The 17,798-nt window shown below is 73.8% G+C and carries 18 protein-coding genes; 10 read left to right on the top strand and 8 right to left on the bottom strand.

The genetic code is table 11. From position 1 onward, the window contains the following. Positions 1–89 precede the first annotated feature (89 nt). The gene (locus IEZ05_RS32475; RefSeq protein WP_189233887.1) at positions 90–1,736 is read left to right on the top strand and encodes a hypothetical protein; all 1,647 of its coding nucleotides are present in this window, start codon (positions 90–92) and stop codon (positions 1,734–1,736) included. Between the two features lie 30 nt (positions 1,737–1,766). On the opposite strand, the gene IEZ05_RS32470 is transcribed toward IEZ05_RS32475, so the two are convergent. Beyond that, complete coding sequence (locus IEZ05_RS32470; RefSeq protein WP_189233886.1) at positions 1,767–3,083, bottom strand: ABC transporter substrate-binding protein; 1,317 nt, start codon at positions 3,081–3,083, stop codon at positions 1,767–1,769. 117 nt (positions 3,084–3,200) lie between these two features. Here IEZ05_RS32470 and IEZ05_RS32465 point away from each other — a divergent pair, with 117 nt between their 5' ends. Then, complete coding sequence (locus IEZ05_RS32465; RefSeq protein WP_189233885.1) at positions 3,201–3,701, top strand: SCO4402 family protein; 501 nt, start codon at positions 3,201–3,203, stop codon at positions 3,699–3,701. A 47-nt stretch (positions 3,702–3,748) separates the two neighbouring features. Further along, positions 3,749–4,630, top strand: coding sequence for a formyltetrahydrofolate deformylase (gene purU / locus IEZ05_RS32460; protein ID WP_189233884.1), 882 nt, complete (start codon positions 3,749–3,751; stop codon positions 4,628–4,630). A 190-nt stretch (positions 4,631–4,820) separates the two neighbouring features. Here purU and IEZ05_RS32455 read toward each other — a convergent pair whose 3' ends face one another. Both IEZ05_RS32455 and IEZ05_RS32450 read right to left on the bottom strand, forming a co-directional pair. Further along, entirely contained in the window at positions 4,821–6,203 is a 1,383-nt protein-coding gene (locus IEZ05_RS32455) for a zf-HC2 domain-containing protein (RefSeq protein ID WP_189233883.1), read from the bottom strand. After that, on the bottom strand, positions 6,200–6,781 hold the full coding sequence (locus IEZ05_RS32450) for a sigma-70 family RNA polymerase sigma factor (RefSeq protein ID WP_189233882.1): 582 nt from the start codon (positions 6,779–6,781) through the stop codon (positions 6,200–6,202). The genes IEZ05_RS32455 and IEZ05_RS32450 overlap by 4 nt, the downstream gene beginning before the upstream one ends. Before the next feature lie 370 nt (positions 6,782–7,151). Here IEZ05_RS32450 and IEZ05_RS32445 point away from each other — a divergent pair, with 370 nt between their 5' ends. The 3 genes from IEZ05_RS32445 (at position 7,152) to IEZ05_RS32435 (ending at position 9,131) form a co-directional block, all read left to right on the top strand. Next, positions 7,152–7,532 carry an STAS domain-containing protein gene (locus tag IEZ05_RS32445; RefSeq protein WP_189233881.1) on the top strand — a complete coding sequence of 127 codons (381 nt, stop codon included), beginning with the start codon at positions 7,152–7,154 and terminating at the stop codon, positions 7,530–7,532. Between the two features lie 125 nt (positions 7,533–7,657). After that, positions 7,658–8,170: an EF-hand domain-containing protein gene (locus tag IEZ05_RS32440; RefSeq protein ID WP_189233880.1), complete on the top strand. Its 513-nt coding sequence runs from the start codon at positions 7,658–7,660 to the stop codon at positions 8,168–8,170. A gap of 499 nt (positions 8,171–8,669) precedes the next feature. Beyond that, positions 8,670–9,131, top strand: coding sequence for an ATP-binding protein (locus tag IEZ05_RS32435; protein WP_189233963.1), 462 nt, complete (start codon positions 8,670–8,672; stop codon positions 9,129–9,131). A gap of 358 nt (positions 9,132–9,489) precedes the next feature. On the opposite strand, the gene IEZ05_RS32430 is transcribed toward IEZ05_RS32435, so the two are convergent. Next, positions 9,490–10,497, bottom strand: a complete 1,008-nt coding sequence (locus IEZ05_RS32430; RefSeq protein ID WP_189233879.1) for a GlxA family transcriptional regulator — start codon at positions 10,495–10,497, stop codon at positions 9,490–9,492. A 71-nt stretch (positions 10,498–10,568) separates the two neighbouring features. Between IEZ05_RS32430 and IEZ05_RS32425 the strand changes: the two genes are divergently transcribed. Then, entirely contained in the window at positions 10,569–11,882 is a 1,314-nt protein-coding gene (locus tag IEZ05_RS32425) for an MFS transporter (RefSeq protein WP_189233878.1), read from the top strand. Between the two features lie 66 nt (positions 11,883–11,948). Then, on the top strand, positions 11,949–12,806 hold the full coding sequence (locus tag IEZ05_RS32420; RefSeq protein WP_229869962.1) for a hypothetical protein: 858 nt from the start codon (positions 11,949–11,951) through the stop codon (positions 12,804–12,806). A 16-nt stretch (positions 12,807–12,822) separates the two neighbouring features. On the opposite strand, the gene IEZ05_RS32415 is transcribed toward IEZ05_RS32420, so the two are convergent. Then, positions 12,823–14,025 carry a flavin-containing monooxygenase gene (locus tag IEZ05_RS32415; protein WP_189233876.1) on the bottom strand — a complete coding sequence of 401 codons (1,203 nt, stop codon included), beginning with the start codon at positions 14,023–14,025 and terminating at the stop codon, positions 12,823–12,825. A 118-nt stretch (positions 14,026–14,143) separates the two neighbouring features. Here IEZ05_RS32415 and IEZ05_RS32410 point away from each other — a divergent pair, with 118 nt between their 5' ends. After that, the gene (locus IEZ05_RS32410) at positions 14,144–14,755 is read left to right on the top strand and encodes a GNAT family N-acetyltransferase (RefSeq protein ID WP_189233875.1); all 612 of its coding nucleotides are present in this window, start codon (positions 14,144–14,146) and stop codon (positions 14,753–14,755) included. A gap of 22 nt (positions 14,756–14,777) precedes the next feature. Here the strand turns inward: IEZ05_RS32410 and IEZ05_RS32405 are convergent, their stop codons facing one another. The 3 genes from IEZ05_RS32405 to IEZ05_RS32395 form a co-directional block, all read right to left on the bottom strand. Beyond that, positions 14,778–15,443 (bottom strand): pyridoxine/pyridoxamine 5'-phosphate oxidase, encoded by a 666-nt coding sequence (locus IEZ05_RS32405; protein ID WP_189233874.1) that lies wholly within the window; start codon positions 15,441–15,443, stop codon positions 14,778–14,780. Between the two features lie 52 nt (positions 15,444–15,495). Further along, positions 15,496–15,921, bottom strand: coding sequence for a pyridoxamine 5'-phosphate oxidase family protein (locus tag IEZ05_RS32400; RefSeq protein WP_189233873.1), 426 nt, complete (start codon positions 15,919–15,921; stop codon positions 15,496–15,498). A 240-nt stretch (positions 15,922–16,161) separates the two neighbouring features. Next, positions 16,162–16,797: a TetR family transcriptional regulator gene (locus IEZ05_RS32395; protein WP_189233962.1), complete on the bottom strand. Its 636-nt coding sequence runs from the start codon at positions 16,795–16,797 to the stop codon at positions 16,162–16,164. A 134-nt stretch (positions 16,798–16,931) separates the two neighbouring features. Between IEZ05_RS32395 and IEZ05_RS32390 the strand changes: the two genes are divergently transcribed. Beyond that, positions 16,932–17,690, top strand: a complete 759-nt coding sequence (locus IEZ05_RS32390; protein ID WP_189233872.1) for a VOC family protein — start codon at positions 16,932–16,934, stop codon at positions 17,688–17,690. Positions 17,691–17,798: the final 108 nt, after the last annotated feature.

The following is a 17,798-nucleotide window of genomic DNA, read 5'->3' as shown; positions in this document are numbered from 1 at the left end:
GTCACGCCCTGGGCGGCGTGGCAGGGGGCTCGGGGTACCCGGTAGCGTGAGCCGACGATTCCGAAGGTCCCCCATTCACAGGAGTCCCGGTGACGCAGAGTGGACAGGGCGAGGAGCCCTCGCCGCGGCAAGCGCGCGAAGGCATCGTGCTGCCCTCGGACGGCGGTGCGCCCTTGCTGCCGGGCCTGGCGGGCGGTCCCGCCGGGCCCGAGGCCGCTCGGCCCGCGCCCGCCTCGGCGCCGCCCGGCGCCCAGGCCTGGGACCAGCCGTGGGGGCCCGGGCAGCAGTACGGCCCGACCCAGGGGGAGAGCTGGCCCACTCCGCCCGGCGCCCAGCCATGGGGGTCCCCGGACAGCGGCCGCTCTTCCGCCGAGCAGCACGGCTGGCCCGCGCAGGGCCCGGCGCAGGGCCCCGGCGGCCTGCCGCCCGAGGCGGGCCCCGGCCCACTGCCCCCGGAGAACACGCAGCCGCCGGCGTACGGCGGTCCGGTCGCCGCAGGGCACGCCCAGGGCGCGCAGTCGCCGTACGGGCAGCCGGAGTACGGGCAACCCGCGTACGGGCAGCCGGAGTACGGGCAGCACGGGCAGCCGTCCGTGCCGCTCCCGCCGGCCGACGAGGGCGCCACCCAGTACCTGCCGCCGGTCGGCATACCCGCCGACGAGGGGGCGACGCAGTACATACCCCCCGTCTCTCCGGGGGCGCTGCCGCCCGAGAGACCCGCCGGCACGCCCTCCGACGCGACGCAGTTCCTCGGGCACGCGCCGCAGCACGCCCCGTACCCGGCCGGCCATCAGCCCGCTCCGGCCGCCCCCCACCCCGACGCCGAGGCCACGCAGTACATCGCGCCCGTGCCCGCCGGGCCCCACGGCGGCATGCCCGGCGCCGACGACGGCCGGCAGCCGCCCGCCGAGTTCGACAGCCTCTTCCGCAGCGCCCCCGGCGCCGACGGTCCCGCCTCCGCCACCCAGCAGATGCCCCGATTCGACGAGCCGGGCCCCGCGCACTCCGCGGACCCGTCCGGGTACGTCCCGCAGGGTCCGGGCGGCGGCGGCAGGCGCCGCGGCGGCCACGACGACGCGGGCCGGGGCGGCCGCGGCGGCCGGACCGGTTCGCGCGTGCCGCTCCTCGCGGCCGTGGGCGTCGGCATCGTCGTCGTCGGGATCGGCGCCGGCGCGATGATGGCCGGCGGGGGCGGCGACGACGACAAGGCCGACAACCAGACCGTGTCCGCCACGGCCCCCGCGGACTCCGCGTCGGCCTCGGCGTCACCGTCCGCCGACCCGGTCCGCCAGCAGGCCGTCGAGCTGGACAAACTGCTGGCCCAGAGCGGCAGCAGCCGGACCACCGTGATCAACGCGGTGGCCGACGTGAAGTCCTGCGACAACCTGCCCCAGGCCGCGAAGGACCTGCGCGAGGCCGCCAAGCAGCGCACCGGCCTGGTCACCAGCCTCTCCCGGCTGTCCGTGGACAAGCTGCCCGGCCACGCCGAGCTGACCGCCGCGCTCACCGAGGCGTGGCAGGCCTCCGCGTCGGCCGACAACCACTACGCGGCCTGGGCCGACCAGACGGCCGGCAAGAAGGGCTGCAAGAAGGGCAAGGCCCGGAGCACCGCCGAGACGCAGGCCGGCAACCGGGCGAGCGGCACGGCGAGCGCGGAGAAGGCGAAGGCCGCCGACCTCTGGAACACCATCGCCAAGCAGTACGGCCTGACCGAGCGCGAGCCGACCCAGCTGTGACCGCCCGCGGGCGGGCTCACCCGGCCCGCCTCAGGCGATGTCGGCGTCGCGCAGGGTCTGGGTGGTGTCGACGGCGCCTTCGCGGGCCGACACCAGCCGGCCCTGCCGGACGACCTGCAGGGTGACCTCCGTGTTGACCAGCCGCGGGAAGCCGACCGAGGCCAGCTTGTCCTGGAACTTCCACTGGAGCGTCGGCGTGAGGCCGCCCGTGCCGACCTTCAGCCCGTCGTCCAGGGCCCGGGTGACACGGTCGGCGCTCACCCCGCCGTCCCCCAGCGACTCGACGACCTCCTTGAACACGGTGTACGCGATCCAGGTCGTCTGCACCCCGGCGTCCGCTGCGTCGACGCTGTTGTCGCCGAACGCCTGCTCCTGGATGACCCTCTTCATCCCGTTCCAGCCCGGATCACTCACCTCCGGGTACCAGCCGGTGACGTACGCGCCCTCGTAGGGTCCCGAGGCGCCGCCGGACGCGTTGACGGTCGACTGGTCGACGCTGCCGAGCACGGTCGCCGTCCGCACCTCCGGATAGTCCTCGCGGGCCCGCCGGAAGGAGTCCATGAAGGTGCCGGTGCGGTCCCCGAGGACCGGCACCACGCACCCCTTCCGCCCCGGGTCGGCGGTCGCCTGCCGCAGCGCCCGGTCGGATTCGCCGTCGTACTCGGTGGCGTCCTCCTTCGCCCGCTGGTCGTGGGTCGAGGAGTGCCCGCCCCGGGTCAGCCCCGAGTCGAGCAGCGCGGGCAGCTGGTCGCCGGCGATGGTGTCGGGACGGACGAGCGTGACGGGGCCGCAGGGCTCGGCGAGCGCGCTGCCGAGACCGGCGAGCAGCGCGGGCTGGCCGCCATTGACGGGGTAGGACAGGGGGCTGGTGAACTCGGCGTTGGTGATGCCGTAGCCGCCGATGTAGGGGATGCCGGCGCCCTCCAGGACGGGGAAGAACGAGTCGGCGTGCTGGCTGTAGGAGCCGACCACGGCGACCGCGCCCTCCTTGACGGCGCGGCGGGCGCACTTCGCGGCGGCCACGCTGTCGTTGTGGTCGTTGCAGGTCAGGACGTTCAGCCTGCGGCCGCCCAGGCCGCCGTGGGCGTTGACCCAGCGGGCGTAGGCACGCGCGAAGGCGGGCATGCCGGGCTTGTTCGTCGCGCCCGTGTCCGAGGGCGCCCAGGTCATGACGGTGATCGGATCGTCCCCGGAACCCCCCGTGACACCGGGGACGACCCCGCAACCGGTGACGAGCGACGCACACGCCGCCAGCGCTCCCGCGGTCAGCGCCCCGGCTCGGGCGGGCCGGGAGCGGCCCGGGAGGCCGCGGAGGAACGTGCTGCGGTTGCGTCGCCTGCCGGTCATGGTCACGCACGATTCCGTCACACGGATAACCTGGAAGTGACCTCCGGTCAACGCAGGGTGACGCCGAGGTGAATTGCGGGGGCCGGTACGCCACGGGTGGAGGGGAACGTACGATCGATGACCGTGCAAGGTTCGGAGAACTCTTCCCGTCGCGGCCGTCGCTCCTCCACCATGGGCGGCATGCCACTCAACGACATGCCGTGGTGGCGCTGGCGCAGCCAGGTGCGCTCCGCGCTGCACATGCTCTCCGCGCCCGCCTTCCAGCGGGATGTCTGGCTGGCCGGTACGCCCGGCTACGGCGACGTCACCGACGCGGTGTACCGGCTGGTGGAGGACACCTGGCTGGACCACTGGTCCGCGGAGAAGTACGTCGGCACCATCTTCCGTGACTCCCAGGAGGCGGCGCTCGTCGACAGCGCCGTGCTGCGGGTCCTGCGGATCGTGCACCAGGTGGGGCCGGACGCGCCGGTGGCCGCCTACCTCGACCACCCGGACTGGCCGGAGGCGGTGCGGGCGGCGCGGGACGCGCACGTGCGGCTGGCCACCAGTGACGGCGACGAGCCGGACTCGGAGCCCCGCAGCCTCGAGGTGCTGCGGATCATGACGCGGTCCGCCTGACGAACGGCCGTCGGACCGGCGGGGCCGAATATGGGACCCTGTCCCCCATGAACGAGCAGTCCAGCCCCGCCGCCGCACCGGCCGACCAGTACGTCCTCACCCTGTCCTGCCCCGACAAGCAGGGCATCGTGCACGCCGTGTCGAGCTACCTGTTCATGACCGGCTGCAACATCGAGGACAGCCAGCAGTTCGGCGACCACGACACGGGCCTGTTCTTCATGCGCGTCCACTTCTCGGCCGACGCTCCGGTGACCGTGGACAAGCTGCGCGCCAGCTTCGCGGCGATCGGCGACTCCTTCCACATGGACTGGCAGATCAACCGGGCCGACGAGAAGATGCGCATCGTGCTCATGGTCAGCAAGTTCGGGCACTGCCTGAACGACCTGCTGTTCCGGGCCCGGATCGGCGCGCTGCCCGTGGAGATCGCCGCCGTGGTGTCCAATCACACCGACTTCGCGGAGCTGGTGGGGTCCTACGACATCCCCTTCCACCACATCCCCGTGACGAAGGACACCAAGGCGGACGCGGAGGCGCGGCTGCTGGAGCTCGTGCGCGAGGAGAACGTCGAACTCGTCGTGCTGGCCCGCTACATGCAGGTCCTCTCCGACGACCTGTGCAAGCAGCTCAGCGGCCGGATCATCAACATCCACCACTCCTTCCTGCCGAGCTTCAAGGGTGCGAAGCCGTACCACCAGGCGCACGCGCGGGGCGTGAAGCTGATCGGTGCGACCGCGCACTATGTGACGGCCGACCTCGACGAGGGGCCGATCATCGAGCAGGAGGTCGAGCGGGTCGGCCACGACGTCACGCCGGACCAGCTGGTCGCCGTCGGGCGGGACGTGGAGTGCCAGGCGCTGGCGCGGGCCGTGAAGTGGCATGCCGAGCGGAGGATCCTGCTGAACGGGCGGCGGACGGTCGTGTTCGCCTAGGAGCCCGGGGGTTCCGTCTCGTCGGCGGCTGCGCGTAGTCGTCGGCCGGTCGCGCAGTTCCCCGCGCCCCTGGAGGTACGTGCAGTGAACGCGCCCCTTCGGGGCGCGGGGCTGTGTCGCATATGCGGCTCCGCCGCGTGGGCGCGACAAGCCCCCCACGCACACCCGCCGACGAATCCGCGACCGGCCCCTACATCCGGCTCAAGCTCGCCGCCGCGAACAGGACATCCCTGATCGCCTCCCGGTCCCCGACCTGCCCCGCCGCCGCCTCCGCCGGAGGCACATGGCCCGCGGCCAGGCGGCAGAACTCGACGCCGTCCAGGGCGACATGGGCCACCTCGTGATCCGCGGAGCCCACCGCCGCCGGTGAGTCCAGCGGGATGAGCCACTCGCCGCCGCCCGAGCCCTCGATCTCCAGCCGCAGGCTGCGCCCCGGCTCGCCCGCCGCGACCAGGTGCCGGCCGCCGGCGGGCGCGGCGAGCCCGGCCCTGCGGCGCGCGGCCAGGACGCCCGGCAGCAACCGCGCGGCGAGGTCGATCATGCGGTTGAGATGGCGGGGCGAGGGCGGCTCGTAGGGGTAGTCCACCGCCTCGGCGATGTCCTCCGCGTGCACCCAGCACTCGAAGGCCCGGTCCAGCATGGCGTCGCGCAGCGGCAGCTCGAAGTCGCCGTAGGAGACCGGCATCCGGCCCGTGCCGCCGCCGGTGCCGCCCGTGCTGCCGGTGAAGGCCACGGTCCGGACGATGGCGTGGCTCTGCTCGCGCCACGGCGCCCGCACCGCGCGCGTGGGCGGGTAGTGCGAAGCACGCCAGTAGGCCTCGGTGCGGCTCGCCGGAGCCGGTGCCTGGGCGGTGATCTCGCCGAGCGGGTCGGGCAGGCCCAGCGCGACCCCGACCAGTCCGTCGACCGTCAGCAGGTGCGCGATGACCCCGGCGACGGTGGTACGCCGGCTCGCCGTGCCGTCGTCCCCGAACCAGCGCAGCCGTACCGGCGCGTGCCACTCGGAGTCCCCGAAGTCCTGGAGCAGCGCGTCCAGGCGCGCCGTCTCGGCGTCGTACGGCGTGGCCCATTCGGGCACCGGGATGCGCGGCGGGCGGCGCTCCAGACAGCCGTCCAGGACACGGGTGCGCAGGGCGGGATCCAGGTCGAGGCTCTCCGGGCGCTGGAGCAGCCCGACGGCGTCGCGCAGCCGCAGCGCCTCCTCCGCGCAGGCACCGCAGTCGCCCAGGTGCTCCTCGACGGCCGTGGCCTCCTCCGCGGAACAGGCGGCCAGCGCCCAGGCACCGAGGAGGGAGGTCAGCACGTGATGCTCCAGTACGAGGGGTGCGGCCGGTTCCACTGCGGGCAGCGGACGCCCGCCGTCCTCGACGGAGGCACGCGGCAGCGGTATGCGCGGCGCGCGGTCCGGCCCGCCGACGCCGCCGTACGCCTCGTTCCCGTCGTCCGTGTCCTTCTCGTCGGGATCACCGAGACCACCGCGATCACCGAGATCACCGGGGTTGTCGCGGATGTCGCGTTCATCACGCTCGTCGCGCCCGTCGTTCTCACCGTGCTCGTCGTACGCCCCGCTCATGCCGCACCCCCGTATCCCGGCGGTGCCCCCGGTGATCCGGCGTCGCGGGCGGTGGCCAGCAGTTGCAGGCCCAGGCGCAGGCGGCGGCGGGCCTCGTCCTCCGTGACGCCGAGGTCGGCGGCGGTCTGGCGGTAGTCGCGGCGCTGGAAGTAGGCCAGCTCCAGGGCGGCCCGCAGCGGGGCCGGCATGGACTGGACGATGTAGTCGGCGCGGGCGGCGACCGAGGCGTGGCGCACCTTGCGCTCCAGTTCCTCGGTGGTGCCGGGGCCGCCGCGCGCCAGGGCGGCCGCCTCGGTGGCCCGCAGCCGCTGCACGGCCAGACGGTGGGTCAGCGTGGCGACCCAGCTGCGCAGCGGGCCCTGCTTGGGGTCGTAGGTGTCCGGGTGCTCCCAGACGTGCGCGAACACGTCGCGGGTGAGGTGATCGGCGGCCCGCTCGTCGTCCAGCACGCGGTGGGCGAGGCCGTGCACGAGCGAGGCGAACCGGTCGTAGAGCTCACCGAGGGCGGCGGCCTCGCCCCGGGCGAGCCGCTGCTGCATCTTGCGGTCCCAGCGCAGCGGCAGGTCCTTCTTCGCCATACGGCTCCTCCACCCCCCTGCTCGGGCCCGACGGCCGGACCGGTCCCGTGCCGGTCTCCAGCCTGTGGCCACCGTCTCCCCGAATGTAGTCGGCACGTCCGACAACGCACGCCCCTTTGTGTCAATGTGCGCCCCCGGCGGGCCGCAGGTGGTAGGGCGCTCATCGGCCTCTCAGATCGACCCCCTACCCTCCATCGTGCGACCGAATTCGATCGAACAGGATCGAAACCGTCTGAAACAAGCCTCTTTTGATCGCGGCCCGTTTCCGGCCGGGTGTTTGCGGGAACGGCCGGTGGGCAGGCGCGCGGCCGAGAAGCGTAAGCGCGGCTTCCGTTTCGGAGGGGTCCGGACGTACCGACGGATGAAGGGCATGGTGGTGACGTTCAATGTGACCGGCGGCGAGCGGGGCGACTGGGCCGTGCTCCAGGTGTCGGGCGAACTGGACCTGGTGACGTCCCCGGTGCTTCGGCAGCGGGTGCACGACGAGGTGGCCGAGGGGCGGCACAGCCTCGTCCTGGACCTCTCCGAGGTCCTGTTCTGCGATTCCAGCGGGGTCGGGGTGCTCATCGCCTCCCGGCGCCTCATCCGCTCCTGCCAGGGCCGGCTGCGCCTGATACTGCCCGCCCAGGGTGCCGTCGACGGCTCCCACGTCAACCGGGTCCTCGGCGCGCTGGGGGTGCGCCGGCTCTTCGACGTCCACCCCGACCTCGCCTCGGCGACCGGCGACGAACCACGCCCGCTCTCCGCATAGGAGCGCACCCGGAGCGTGCCCGGGGGAGGGACGGGCATCCGTTCGCCCTGCGGGCGGGCCCCGGGCGTCGTACCCTCCGTGCGAGACGCACCCACCGACGTGATGTGAAGGCGGTCGGAGAAGACATGGTCAGCAGCGAGTACGAGCGCAGGATCGCGGCGCGGTTCGCCACCTTCGACCAGGACGGCAACGGCTACATCGACCGGCAGGACTTCAACGCGGCGGCCAAGGCGCTGCTCGCCGAGTTCGCCGTCGCCGCCCGGTCCGACAGGGGCCAGGCCCTGTACGGCGGAGCGGAGGCGCTCTGGCAGGGCATGGCAGGTATCGCCGACCGCGACGGCGACCAGCGCATCACCCGTGAGGAGTTCGTCACCGCCGCGGTCAAGCGGCTGCGCGACAACCCGGACCGGTTCGCCGAGATCGCCCGCCCGTTCCTGCACGCGGCCCTCGCCGTCGCGGACGCGGACGGCGACGGAGCCGTCACCGTCCCCGACACCGCGCGGGTGCTCACCGCGCTCGGCGTCCCCGAGGACAACGCCCGGTCCGTCGCCGCCGCACTCGACACGGACGGCGACGGCAAGGTGGAGGAGGCCGAGGCCGTCCCGGCGTTCGCCCGCTGGTTCACCGTGCCCGAGTGACACGCGCGGCGCCGCGGCGTCCCCGCCCGCGGTGTCGCGGATCGTGGCGGTGCGCCGTCACTGAGCGTCGACACCCGGTCGGGACCGGCGTGTGCCCCGTCACGGCCCGGAGTCGGCGCCGTGCTCCGGTACCTTGTGTGGGATGCGAGTGCTCCCGAGCGCCGGCCGCGCCGGTGCCGCCCGCCGGGCGGCTCCGGAACCGGGCGTGTGCGCCTTGCCCCGCAGGGCGGAACGGCCGTCGGCCGCCGCCTGTTCGACTGTCCGGAGCGAGCGTCGCACAGTATGCCGCACGGGTACTCCTTCGCGCTGGAATATGCCCGAAGCGCTTGTTGGGGTGACTGTACGTCAACCATGCTGTTCCATACGGGATTCACGTTCCGTGAACCCCGACCCGGCCGTTGTTCTGGCCATGCAGGAAATGGCTACGATCGTGGCCCTCATGAGGCGCGAGCCTTTGTGTCCGCCGGTTCGGATGGTGTGAGCGGTGCAGGTGCTTCAAGTGCAGCTGGAGATCCGGCCCGACCCCGCAGAGGTGGGGCGCGCCCGTCGGTGGGCGCGCTCACGGCTCGCCGGGTCCGGGATACAGGCCGACGAGCAACTCGCCGAGACACTGGTCCTGCTCGTCTCCGAGCTCGTCACCAACGCCGTGGTGCACACCGGCTGCCCCGCCGTGCTGCGGCTCGTCCTCCCGGGCGCGGTGAGCGAGGAGACCACGGTCCGCCTCGAGGTGGACGACACCAGCGGCTGCGCCCCGGTGCCCCGGTGCGTGGACGGCGACGCGACCGGCGGCCGGGGCCTCGCCCTCGTCGACGGGCTCGCCGACCGCTGGGGCTGGAGCCGCGAGGGCGCCGGCAAGCGCATCTGGTGCGAACTGGACCGCTGCCCCGAGTCCGGGGACACCCCGCCGGCCTGTGCGGGCGGTGCGGTGGCCCCCGAGGGGCTGGCCTACGAAGTGGTGTAGGCCCGACGCGGGGTGTGCCGGGCGCATCGGGTCCCGTTTCCGCCGGCGTCGATGCGGCAGTGCGCCGGGGCGTGCTTCCGTGCGCGTCCCGCGCCCTAGGGCGCCAAGTGAGCAGCGCTCCCCTGCCGGTTGACGGCTCGTGACCGTTTCTTCACGCTTGTAGGCAACGATTCGCCGCGAGGGGACGACGAGGGCTCGGTGACGGAGCCCTCGACGAGTGTGGGTCGTGATTCGGCGGCGGTTCCCTCGGGGGTGACGGGAACCGGGCGGGAGCGCCGGAGTCGGGTGGCGGTGTGCGGTGCCCATGCTCGGGGCGGACGGCGCCGCGCCGCCGGCCGGCACCTTCGGGGGGGCGCCCTCACTGTCCACAGGCTGTGGACAACTCTGCGCGGAACGTCCGCCGGTACGCGGTCGGCGTGACCCCGAGCACCGCCTGAAGATGCTGCCGCATCGACTGTGCCGTCCCGAAGCCCGCCTCACGGGCCACCTGGTCGACGGACAGCCCGGTGGACTCCAGGAGATGCCGGGCCCGCTCCACCCGCTGCCGGGTCAGCCACTGGCCGGGGCTGACGCCGACCTCCTCGCGGAACCTGCGGGTGAAGGTGCGCACGGACATGGCCTCCTGCTCGGCCATGTCCCGCAGCTGGATCGGCTCCTGGAGCCGGCCGAGCGCCCAGGCGCGGGCGTTGGTCGTGGACGACTGCTGCGGATCGGGCACCGGCCGCTCGATGTACTGCGCCTGCCCGCCGTCGCGGTAGGGCGGTACGACGGTCCGGCGGGCCACGTCGTTGGCGACGGCGGTGCCGTGGTCCCGGCGCACGATGTGCACGCACAGGTCGATCCCGGCCGCGACGCCGGCCGAGGTGAGCACGTCGCCGTCGTCGACGAACAGCACGTCGGCGTCCACCCGGACCTTCGGGAAGAGCCGCTGGAAGTGCGCGGCGGAGGCCCAGTGCGTGGTCGCCGGGCGGCCGTCGAGGTGACCGGCGGCGGCCAGCACGTAACCCCCGGTGCAGATGGCGACCAGCCGGGTGCCGGGCCGGATCCGGGCCAGCGCGGCGGCCAGCTCCTCGGTCAGCGTGCCCTCCTCGTACACCGGGCCCAGCTCGTACGACGCCGGGACGACCACCGTGTCGGCGCCGGCCAGCGCCTCGGGCCCGTTCTCGACCAGGATCGCGAAGTCGGCGTCCGTCTGCACCGGTCCCGGGGGCCGGACCGAGCAGGTGACGACCTCGTACAGCCGGCGGCCGTGCTCGTCGCGGGCGCGCCCGAAGATCCGCTGCGGGATGCCCAGTTCGAAGGGGAGCAGGCCGTCGAGGGCGAGGACGACGACGCGGTGCGGGCGGCGCGGGCGGTCGGACGTCATGGCCCGATCCTAGCGAACCCTGTCTTTCGGGCCACTCGATCGGGTAATGCCGAGAGGGGAAGCTCGGTGACGTGACCCAGACAACCGACGCCACAGCGGCCGCGCGGCGGTCCGAGCCCACCCGGCCGCGCCGCGGCCCCCGGGTGCACCGCGCCTGGTGGGTGGCCGCCGTGACCTTCGTGACGATCATCGGCGCCGCCGCTTTCCGCTCCCTGCCCGGCATCCTCATCGACCCGTTGCAGGACGACTTCGACTGGTCGCGCGGCACGATCGGTGCCGCCGTCTCCGTCAACCTCGCGCTCTACGGCCTGACCGCACCCTTCGCCGCCGCGCTGATGGACCGGTTCGGCATCCGCCGGGTGGTGGCCGTCGCCCTCACCGTCATCGCGCTCGGCTCGGGTCTGACCGTGTGGATGGAGTCCGCCTGGCAGCTGATCCTGTGCTGGGGCCTGCTGGTCGGCCTCGGCTCCGGCTCGATGGCGCTGGCCTTCGCCGCCACCGTCACCAACCGCTGGTTCACCGAACGGCGCGGGCTGGTCACCGGCGTCCTCACCGCCGCCTCGGCCTCCGGACAGCTGATCTTCCTGCCGCTGCTGTCCTGGATCGTGGAGACCTACCAGTGGCGGCCCGCGGCCGTCACGGTCGCCCTCGCCGCCCTCGCCGTGGTCCCCTTCGTCTGGCTCCTCCTGCACGACCACCCGGCCGACGTGGGCCTGAAGCCGTACGGCGCCGAGGAGTTCGTGCCGAAGCCCGCCCCGGTCCCCGGCGCCGCCCGCCGCGCGCTCGGTGTTCTCTTCTCCGCCGTGCGCACCGGCCCGTTCTGGCTGCTGGCCGGCACCTTCGCGATCTGCGGCGCCTCCACCAACGGCCTGATCCAGACCCACTTCGTGCCCGCGGCCCACGACCATGGCATGCCGCTGACGGCCGCCGCCTCGCTGCTCGCCGTCATCGGCGTGTTCGACGTGATCGGCACGATCGCCTCCGGCTGGTTCACCGACCGCTTCGAACCGCGCCGCCTGCTGGCCGTCTACTACGCCCTGCGCGGCGTCTCCCTCCTCTTCCTCCCCTTCCTGCTGGCCCCCGGCGTCCACCCGCCGATGATCTTCTTCATCGTCTTCTACGGCCTCGACTGGGTCGCCACCGTCCCGCCCACCCTGGCCCTGTGCCGCGAGCAGTACGGCGAGGACAGCGCGATCGTCTTCGGCTGGGTCCTCGCCTCCCACCAGGTCGGCGCCGCCCTCATCGCCTTCCTCGGCGGCGTCGCCCGCGACACCTTCGGCACGTACGACGTCGTCTGGTACGCCTCCGGCGCCCTGTGCGCGGTGGCGGCCCTGATGTCCCTGGTGATCCGCCGCCGCACGCCTCCGGTGCCCGGGGTGTCGTGAGCGGGCCGTAGGCTGCGGCGCGTGGGGTGGGGGAGAACACGGCCGGGGACGGCCGGGCCGAGGCGTGTGGCGTGGCCGAACGACGAGTGGGACCGGGCGGCGGCGCTGTGCGCGGCACAACTGCCGCCGGCCGCACTGCTGCAGATGATCGTCGTATCCGGCCGGGACGACTACGGGGCGGGGTACGGCGGGGCCTTCGGGCTGGCGTGTTTCTTCGTCCTCGGGTGGCTCCTCGTGCCGCCTCTCGGCCTGCTGCACGCCCTCGTGCAGATCATGCCGGCCGCCGCTCTGGCCCGCCTGCAACGGCGTCACTGCGGCGGCCCCGAGTGGGCCTGGCACCTGACGACGTCCGTGCTGGTCGGCGTGTGCTGGGCCGTACTGCTGCGCGCGCTGTGGGGGCTGCCCCTCGCCGGCACCGTCCCGTGGCTCGTCGGTGTCGGCGTGCTGCCGGTACTCGGCCTTGCGTATCTGCGACGGCGGCGGTGGGGCGACCGGGGCATCTGGCTGCGCTCCGCGGGCGGATGCATGATCCTGCTCGTCGTCACCGGCGTGGGCGGTGCCGTCCTGGTCGACGACTACGAGCCTCCGGTGCTGTCCGCCTCCCAGGTGGCCGGCACCTGGTACGGGGACCACGGGGCGCGACTGCGGCTGTGGCTGGGCGGCCGGGCCGAGCTGACCCGGGTACCCGCCGAGGCCGTCTTCGAGGACCCCGGTGACTTCACCGTGTGCAACGGCACCGGCACCTGGGCGCTCGACCGGGAGGGCGACCACCACGGTGGGCGCGAGGGCGTCCTCGTACGCCTGGACGGCGGCTGCGGGCAGGAGACGTACTGGACGATCGGCGGCAGCGAACGGCAGCCCGAGCTGTTCGTGGTGTTCGGCGACCCGGACGCCGGGGAGCTGCGGATCCTGTCCCGGGGCTGAACAGCGGGCCCGTGCCTCAGCCCGGCAGGCGTGAGATGCGGTTGTGCTCGGTTTTCGCGATCGCCCTGGCGATGCGTGTTGCGTCCAGGGACAGTTCGCGGAGCATGCCGCTGATCGGGTTGGTGAAGCCCGTGAAGTACAGGCCGGGGGCGTGTGCCGGGGGGCGGGGGCCTCGTGCGGCCGGTCTGCCGTCCGGCGCGAGGACGCCGAGGTGGCCGACCAGGGGCTCCAGGCCCCGCAGGTAACCCGTGGCCGCGATCACCGCGTCGGGGGCGACGCGGGTGCCGTCCGCGAGGAGGACCTTGCCGTCCTCGAAGCCGGCCACCGCGGCCACGATCTCCACCCGGCCCGAGCGGACCGCGTCGATCAGACCGACGTCCTGCACCGGGATGGCGCCCTGCCGTGCCCGGGTGTACAGCCCGGCCTCGGGGCGTGGCAGGCCCTGGGCCGACAGGTCGGGCACGCTGATCCGGGCCAGCGGCCGGGCCAGCCGGTCGACCAGGCCGGCCGGGAGCCGCCGGCACAGGACGCCGGTGTACTGGGCGGGCCAGCCGGCGGTGGAGCGGCGGACGATGTGCGGCGGGGTGCGGACGGACAGTCGCACCCGTGCGGCGCCGCCCTCCATCAGGTCCACGGCGATCTCCGCCCCGGTGTTGCCGACGCCGGCGACCAGGACGTCCCGGCCGGCGTAAGGAGCCGCGTTCCGGTACTCGGCGGCGTGCCGGAGCTCGCCGGTGTACGTGTCCCGGCCGGGCCAGTCCGGCAGGCGCGGGGTGTGGTTGTACCCGGTGGCGATCACGACCGCGGCGCCGGTCAGTTCGCGGCCCCCGGACGCGTGCAGCAGCCAGCCGGTGCCGTCGGGCGCGCGCTCGACGCGCGAGACCTCGACACCGGTGACGATCTCCAGCTGGTGGTGGTCGGCGTACTTCTCCAGGTACCGCACCACGTCGTCGCGGGCCACCCACCGCCCGAAGCGGCGCGGCATCGGCAGGCCGGGCAGTGCCGACAGCCGGCGCGTGGTGTGCAGGCGGAGCCGGTCGTAGTGGCGCCGCCAGGAGGCGCCGACCCGGTCGGACCGCTCCAGGACGACGGCCCGCAGCCCCCGCGCGCGCAGCGCGTGGGCGACGGCCAGGCCGCCCGGGCCTGCGCCTATGACGTACACGGGGAGGTCCGCGGGGTGGGCGGACCGCTGTTCAGCGGACGCTGTGGAGTCGGCCATGCGGCGAGCGTAATCCCGGCCCCGCTTGATGGGTCTCGGTCAAGACCGGAATCGGTTGCGGATTGGTCACGGGAAAACCCGCGGGCCCCGCCGGCCCCCGTTCGGCTTGAATGGACAGATGGCCCCCACACGTATACGCACCCTCGCCCCCTCCGTCACCGAACCGCGTGGGCACGGCCTGCGCCTCCGTGCCTGGGACGCCGGCAGCGACGCCGACGTGCAGACGTGGCTGCGCGGCTGCCTCGATCCCGACTTCCGACGCTGGAACACGCCGCTGAGGCCGGTGACCGACGTCAGGGCGGCCCGCGAGTCGCTGCGCGCGCGGGCACGGGACGCCGGAGAGGGCAGGTCCGCGTCGTTCCGGATCACGGACGGGGCGGACGGCACGACGCTCGGGCACATCGGCGTCAACGAGATCAACCTGCCCCTGCGGCAGGCCCACGTCGGCTACTGGGTGCTGCCCGAGGCCCGCGGCCGGGGCGTCGCCACCCGCGCCCTGCTCCTCGCGTCGCGCTGGGCCTTCGCCGAACTCGGCCTCCACCGCCTGGAACTGGGCCACGCGCTGGGCCACGACGCCTCCTGCCGGGTCGCCGAGCGGTGCGGGTACGTCTGCGAGGGCACGATGCGCGGGGCCATGTTCGAGGCCGACCGGCGCGACGCGTTCCGGGACGCGCACCTGCACGCCCGGCTGGCGACCGACGCCGAGCCGGCCGCTCCCGGCGTGCGGTGACCGCTCGCCGCCGGTGTTCCGCTCACGGCCACAGCAGCTGCGTGCGCCAGCCCTCCTCCGTCCGCCGGTAGGAGAGGCGCACGTGGCGGCGCCGGGCGTCGCCCTGGAAGAACTCCACCTCCTGCGGCCGTAGCCGGTACAGCGTCCAGGACGGGACGGGCGCGTCCGGCTCCCGCCCCGCCTGTTCCCAGGCCGCCTCGGAGGCGCGCGCCAACTCCTCCGGCGAGCTCAGCGGCGCGCTCTGCCGGCCGGTGAGGGCGGCGGCCAGCGCGCCGGTCGACCGGGCGCGCAGGTCGGCCCGCGCCTCCTCGGCCGGGGCGACGGCGACCGGGCCGCGGACCCGCACCTGGCGGCCCAGCACCGGCCAGTAGAAGACGAGCGCGGCGTACGGCCGGGCGGCGAGGTGGCGGCCCTTGCGGCTGTCGGCGTGCGTGGCGAAGGACCAGCCGTCCGCGTCCGCGCCGTGCAGCATCACGATCCGTACGTCCGGCCACCCCTCGGCATCGGCCGTCGCCAGGGACACGGTGTGCGGTTCGCTCTGGCCGGCCGCGACCGCCTCGGCGAGCCACCGGGTGAACAGCGGCAGCGGGTCGCCGGGCGCGGTGGCCGGGTCGAACGGGGGCAGCTCGGTGACCGCCGGGTCCCAGACCCGCAGTGACCTCAGCAGCTCGTGAAGATCGGTTTCCATGCCCCGATTGTCACGTGGTGACGGGCCGGGGGAGGGGCGTTCCCCGTACGGTTCACACCTGGCCGAGGTCGGAGGACACCCAGCGCTCGGGCCGCATCCGGACGACGACCTGCTCGCCGTGGTTCTTCCAGGCGAAGTCGACGTAGCCGTCGACCTTCTCGGCCGGGAGGTACCGGGCGGACATCTCCCGCAGCAGCTCGACGGTCGCGGGGGCCGTCTCGACGACCGGGCCCTCCACCGACACGTACCGGATGGTCGGCTCCAGCCGGTCGACCATGAGGGAGAACCGGCCGGCCGCCTTGATCAGCTCGTTCTTGCGGCTGTCGAGCCCGGTCATGATCCAGACGTCGCCGCCCGCCTCGTACTGGTACCAGATCGGCACGGTCAGCGGGGCGCGGCCGGCTCCCGCGTCCACCGCCAGCGCGGCGATGTGGGGTTCTGCCAGGAACTGCTCACGCTCTTCACGGGTCAGGGCCATTCCGGTCTCCTCCAACGGCGTTCGGGCGTCCGGCTGTTCGGGTCCTGCACCGGTCGCAACACCGGACGGGCGGGCGGTTGTTCCCCTGCGGGCCGGTCGACGGCGGCGGGTGGGTGCCTGGGGGAAGGAGACGGGGAGGAGCGGGGGTGGGGGAGTCACCGACGTGGGTGAGGGCGTCCGAGGGGCGGGGCGTGGCGGATCGGGCAGGGATGACAGGCTGCCGCGTACCGGTCGGGCGCGCTACTTCGTGGGCTTCTTGCCGGTGATGCCCAGGTACATCAACAGGGCCAGGTTCGGCTTGAGTTCGGCCTGCTTCACGCCCCAGGACGTGAAGCCCTTCTGGTGGGAGGCGACGGCCGAGAGCATCGTGACCAGCGAACCGGCGATCGCCGCCGGGTTCACGTCCTTGTCGACCTTGCCCTTGGCCTGCAGTTCGGCGACGGAGTCCGCGAGGGCCGTGTTCACCGAGTTCAGGATCTTCATCCGGAGCTTGTAGAACCGCTTGTCGCCCTCCGCGGCGCCCAGGTCGACCACCCGGAGGATCGCGTCGTTCTTCCGCCAGAACTCCAGGAACCCGTCGACCAGTTCCTGCGCCGTCTGCCAGCCGGACTTGCCGACCCAGGAGCGGCCCGCCGCCAGCTCGGCCAGGCCGGAACTCTCGGCGGCCGTCTGCTCGGCGATCTCCAGAACGGCTCCCTCGACGTCCGGAAAGTACTGGTAGAAGGTCGCGGGCGACGTGCCTGCCTTCCGGGCGACATCGATGACCTTGACGTCCCGGTACGGGGAGGAGCTCAGCATGTCGCCCAAGCAGTCGAGCAGTTTCTGCCGGGTCGCCTGCCCGCGTCGACCGGCCACGCGGCCGTCAACGGTGCGCACTTGTCCTGTCATGCCGTCAGCTTACCGACGGGCGTTCCCGGCGCGATTCGGCCGACTGCAAATGGGGTGCGCGGGCGCAGAGTGGCTGCTGTGCCTGGTCTGCGCGGTGCGCGCGACGCGGTTACGTTGGCGACATGGCCGAAAACGGTGCATCCGCCCGGAGGGCGTCCGTGTACGCAGAAGGCGTCCCCTGCTGGGTGGACGCACAGCTCTCCGACGTCCCGGCGGGCAAGCGCTTCTACGGCGAGCTCTTCGGGTGGACCTTCGACGAGACGGGGCCCGACGCCTCCGCCTGGGCCCGGCTGGACGGTGAGCCCGTCGCCGCGCTGGTCCCCAAGACGGACGGCCGGATGCCCACCGTGTGGACGGTGTACTTCGCCGCCCGGGACGCCGCCGCGCTGGCCGCGCGGATCCGGGAGGCCGGCGGGCAGATCGTCACGCCGCCCGGGCCGGTCGACGGACTGGGCACGGCCGCACTCGTCACCGACCCCCAGGGCGCCGTCTTCGCCCTGTGGCAACCGGCCTCCGGCACCGGCGGGAGTGCCTTCGCCGGCTTCGGCAGGCGGCACGAGCCGGGCACCTTCGCCTGGGCCGAGCTGTACACCCGCGACACCGAGGCCGCCAACGCCTTCTACGGCGACCTGTTCCACGACGCCCTCTTCGGCCCCGGCGCCGCGCCCGACGTGGGCCGCGCCGCGGTGACCGACGTCTTCCCCGCCGAGATGCCGCCGCACTTCCTCGTGCACTTCCGGGTCGAGGACTGCGAGGCGGCGCTCGGCACGGTGGCCCGGCTCGGCGGGCGGGTGCGGGTGCCGCCGTTCGAGACGTCGTACGGGCGGGTGGCCGTCGTCTCGGACGGCCAGGGGGCGTCCTTCGCGGTGCTCCAGCGCTGAGGGCCGCCGCGACACCGCACCGGGGTGGGCGTTCGCCCGGGATTGGGGCGTGACACCCCGATTGTCCCAGGGTTCGCCACCAGCGCCTCGGACAGGAAGAATCGGGGT

The organism is Streptomyces flaveolus, from assembly GCF_014648815.1.
GTDB lineage: Bacteria > Actinomycetota > Actinomycetes > Streptomycetales > Streptomycetaceae > Streptomyces > Streptomyces flaveolus.
This window is presented reverse-complemented; position numbering and strand designations above follow the sequence as displayed.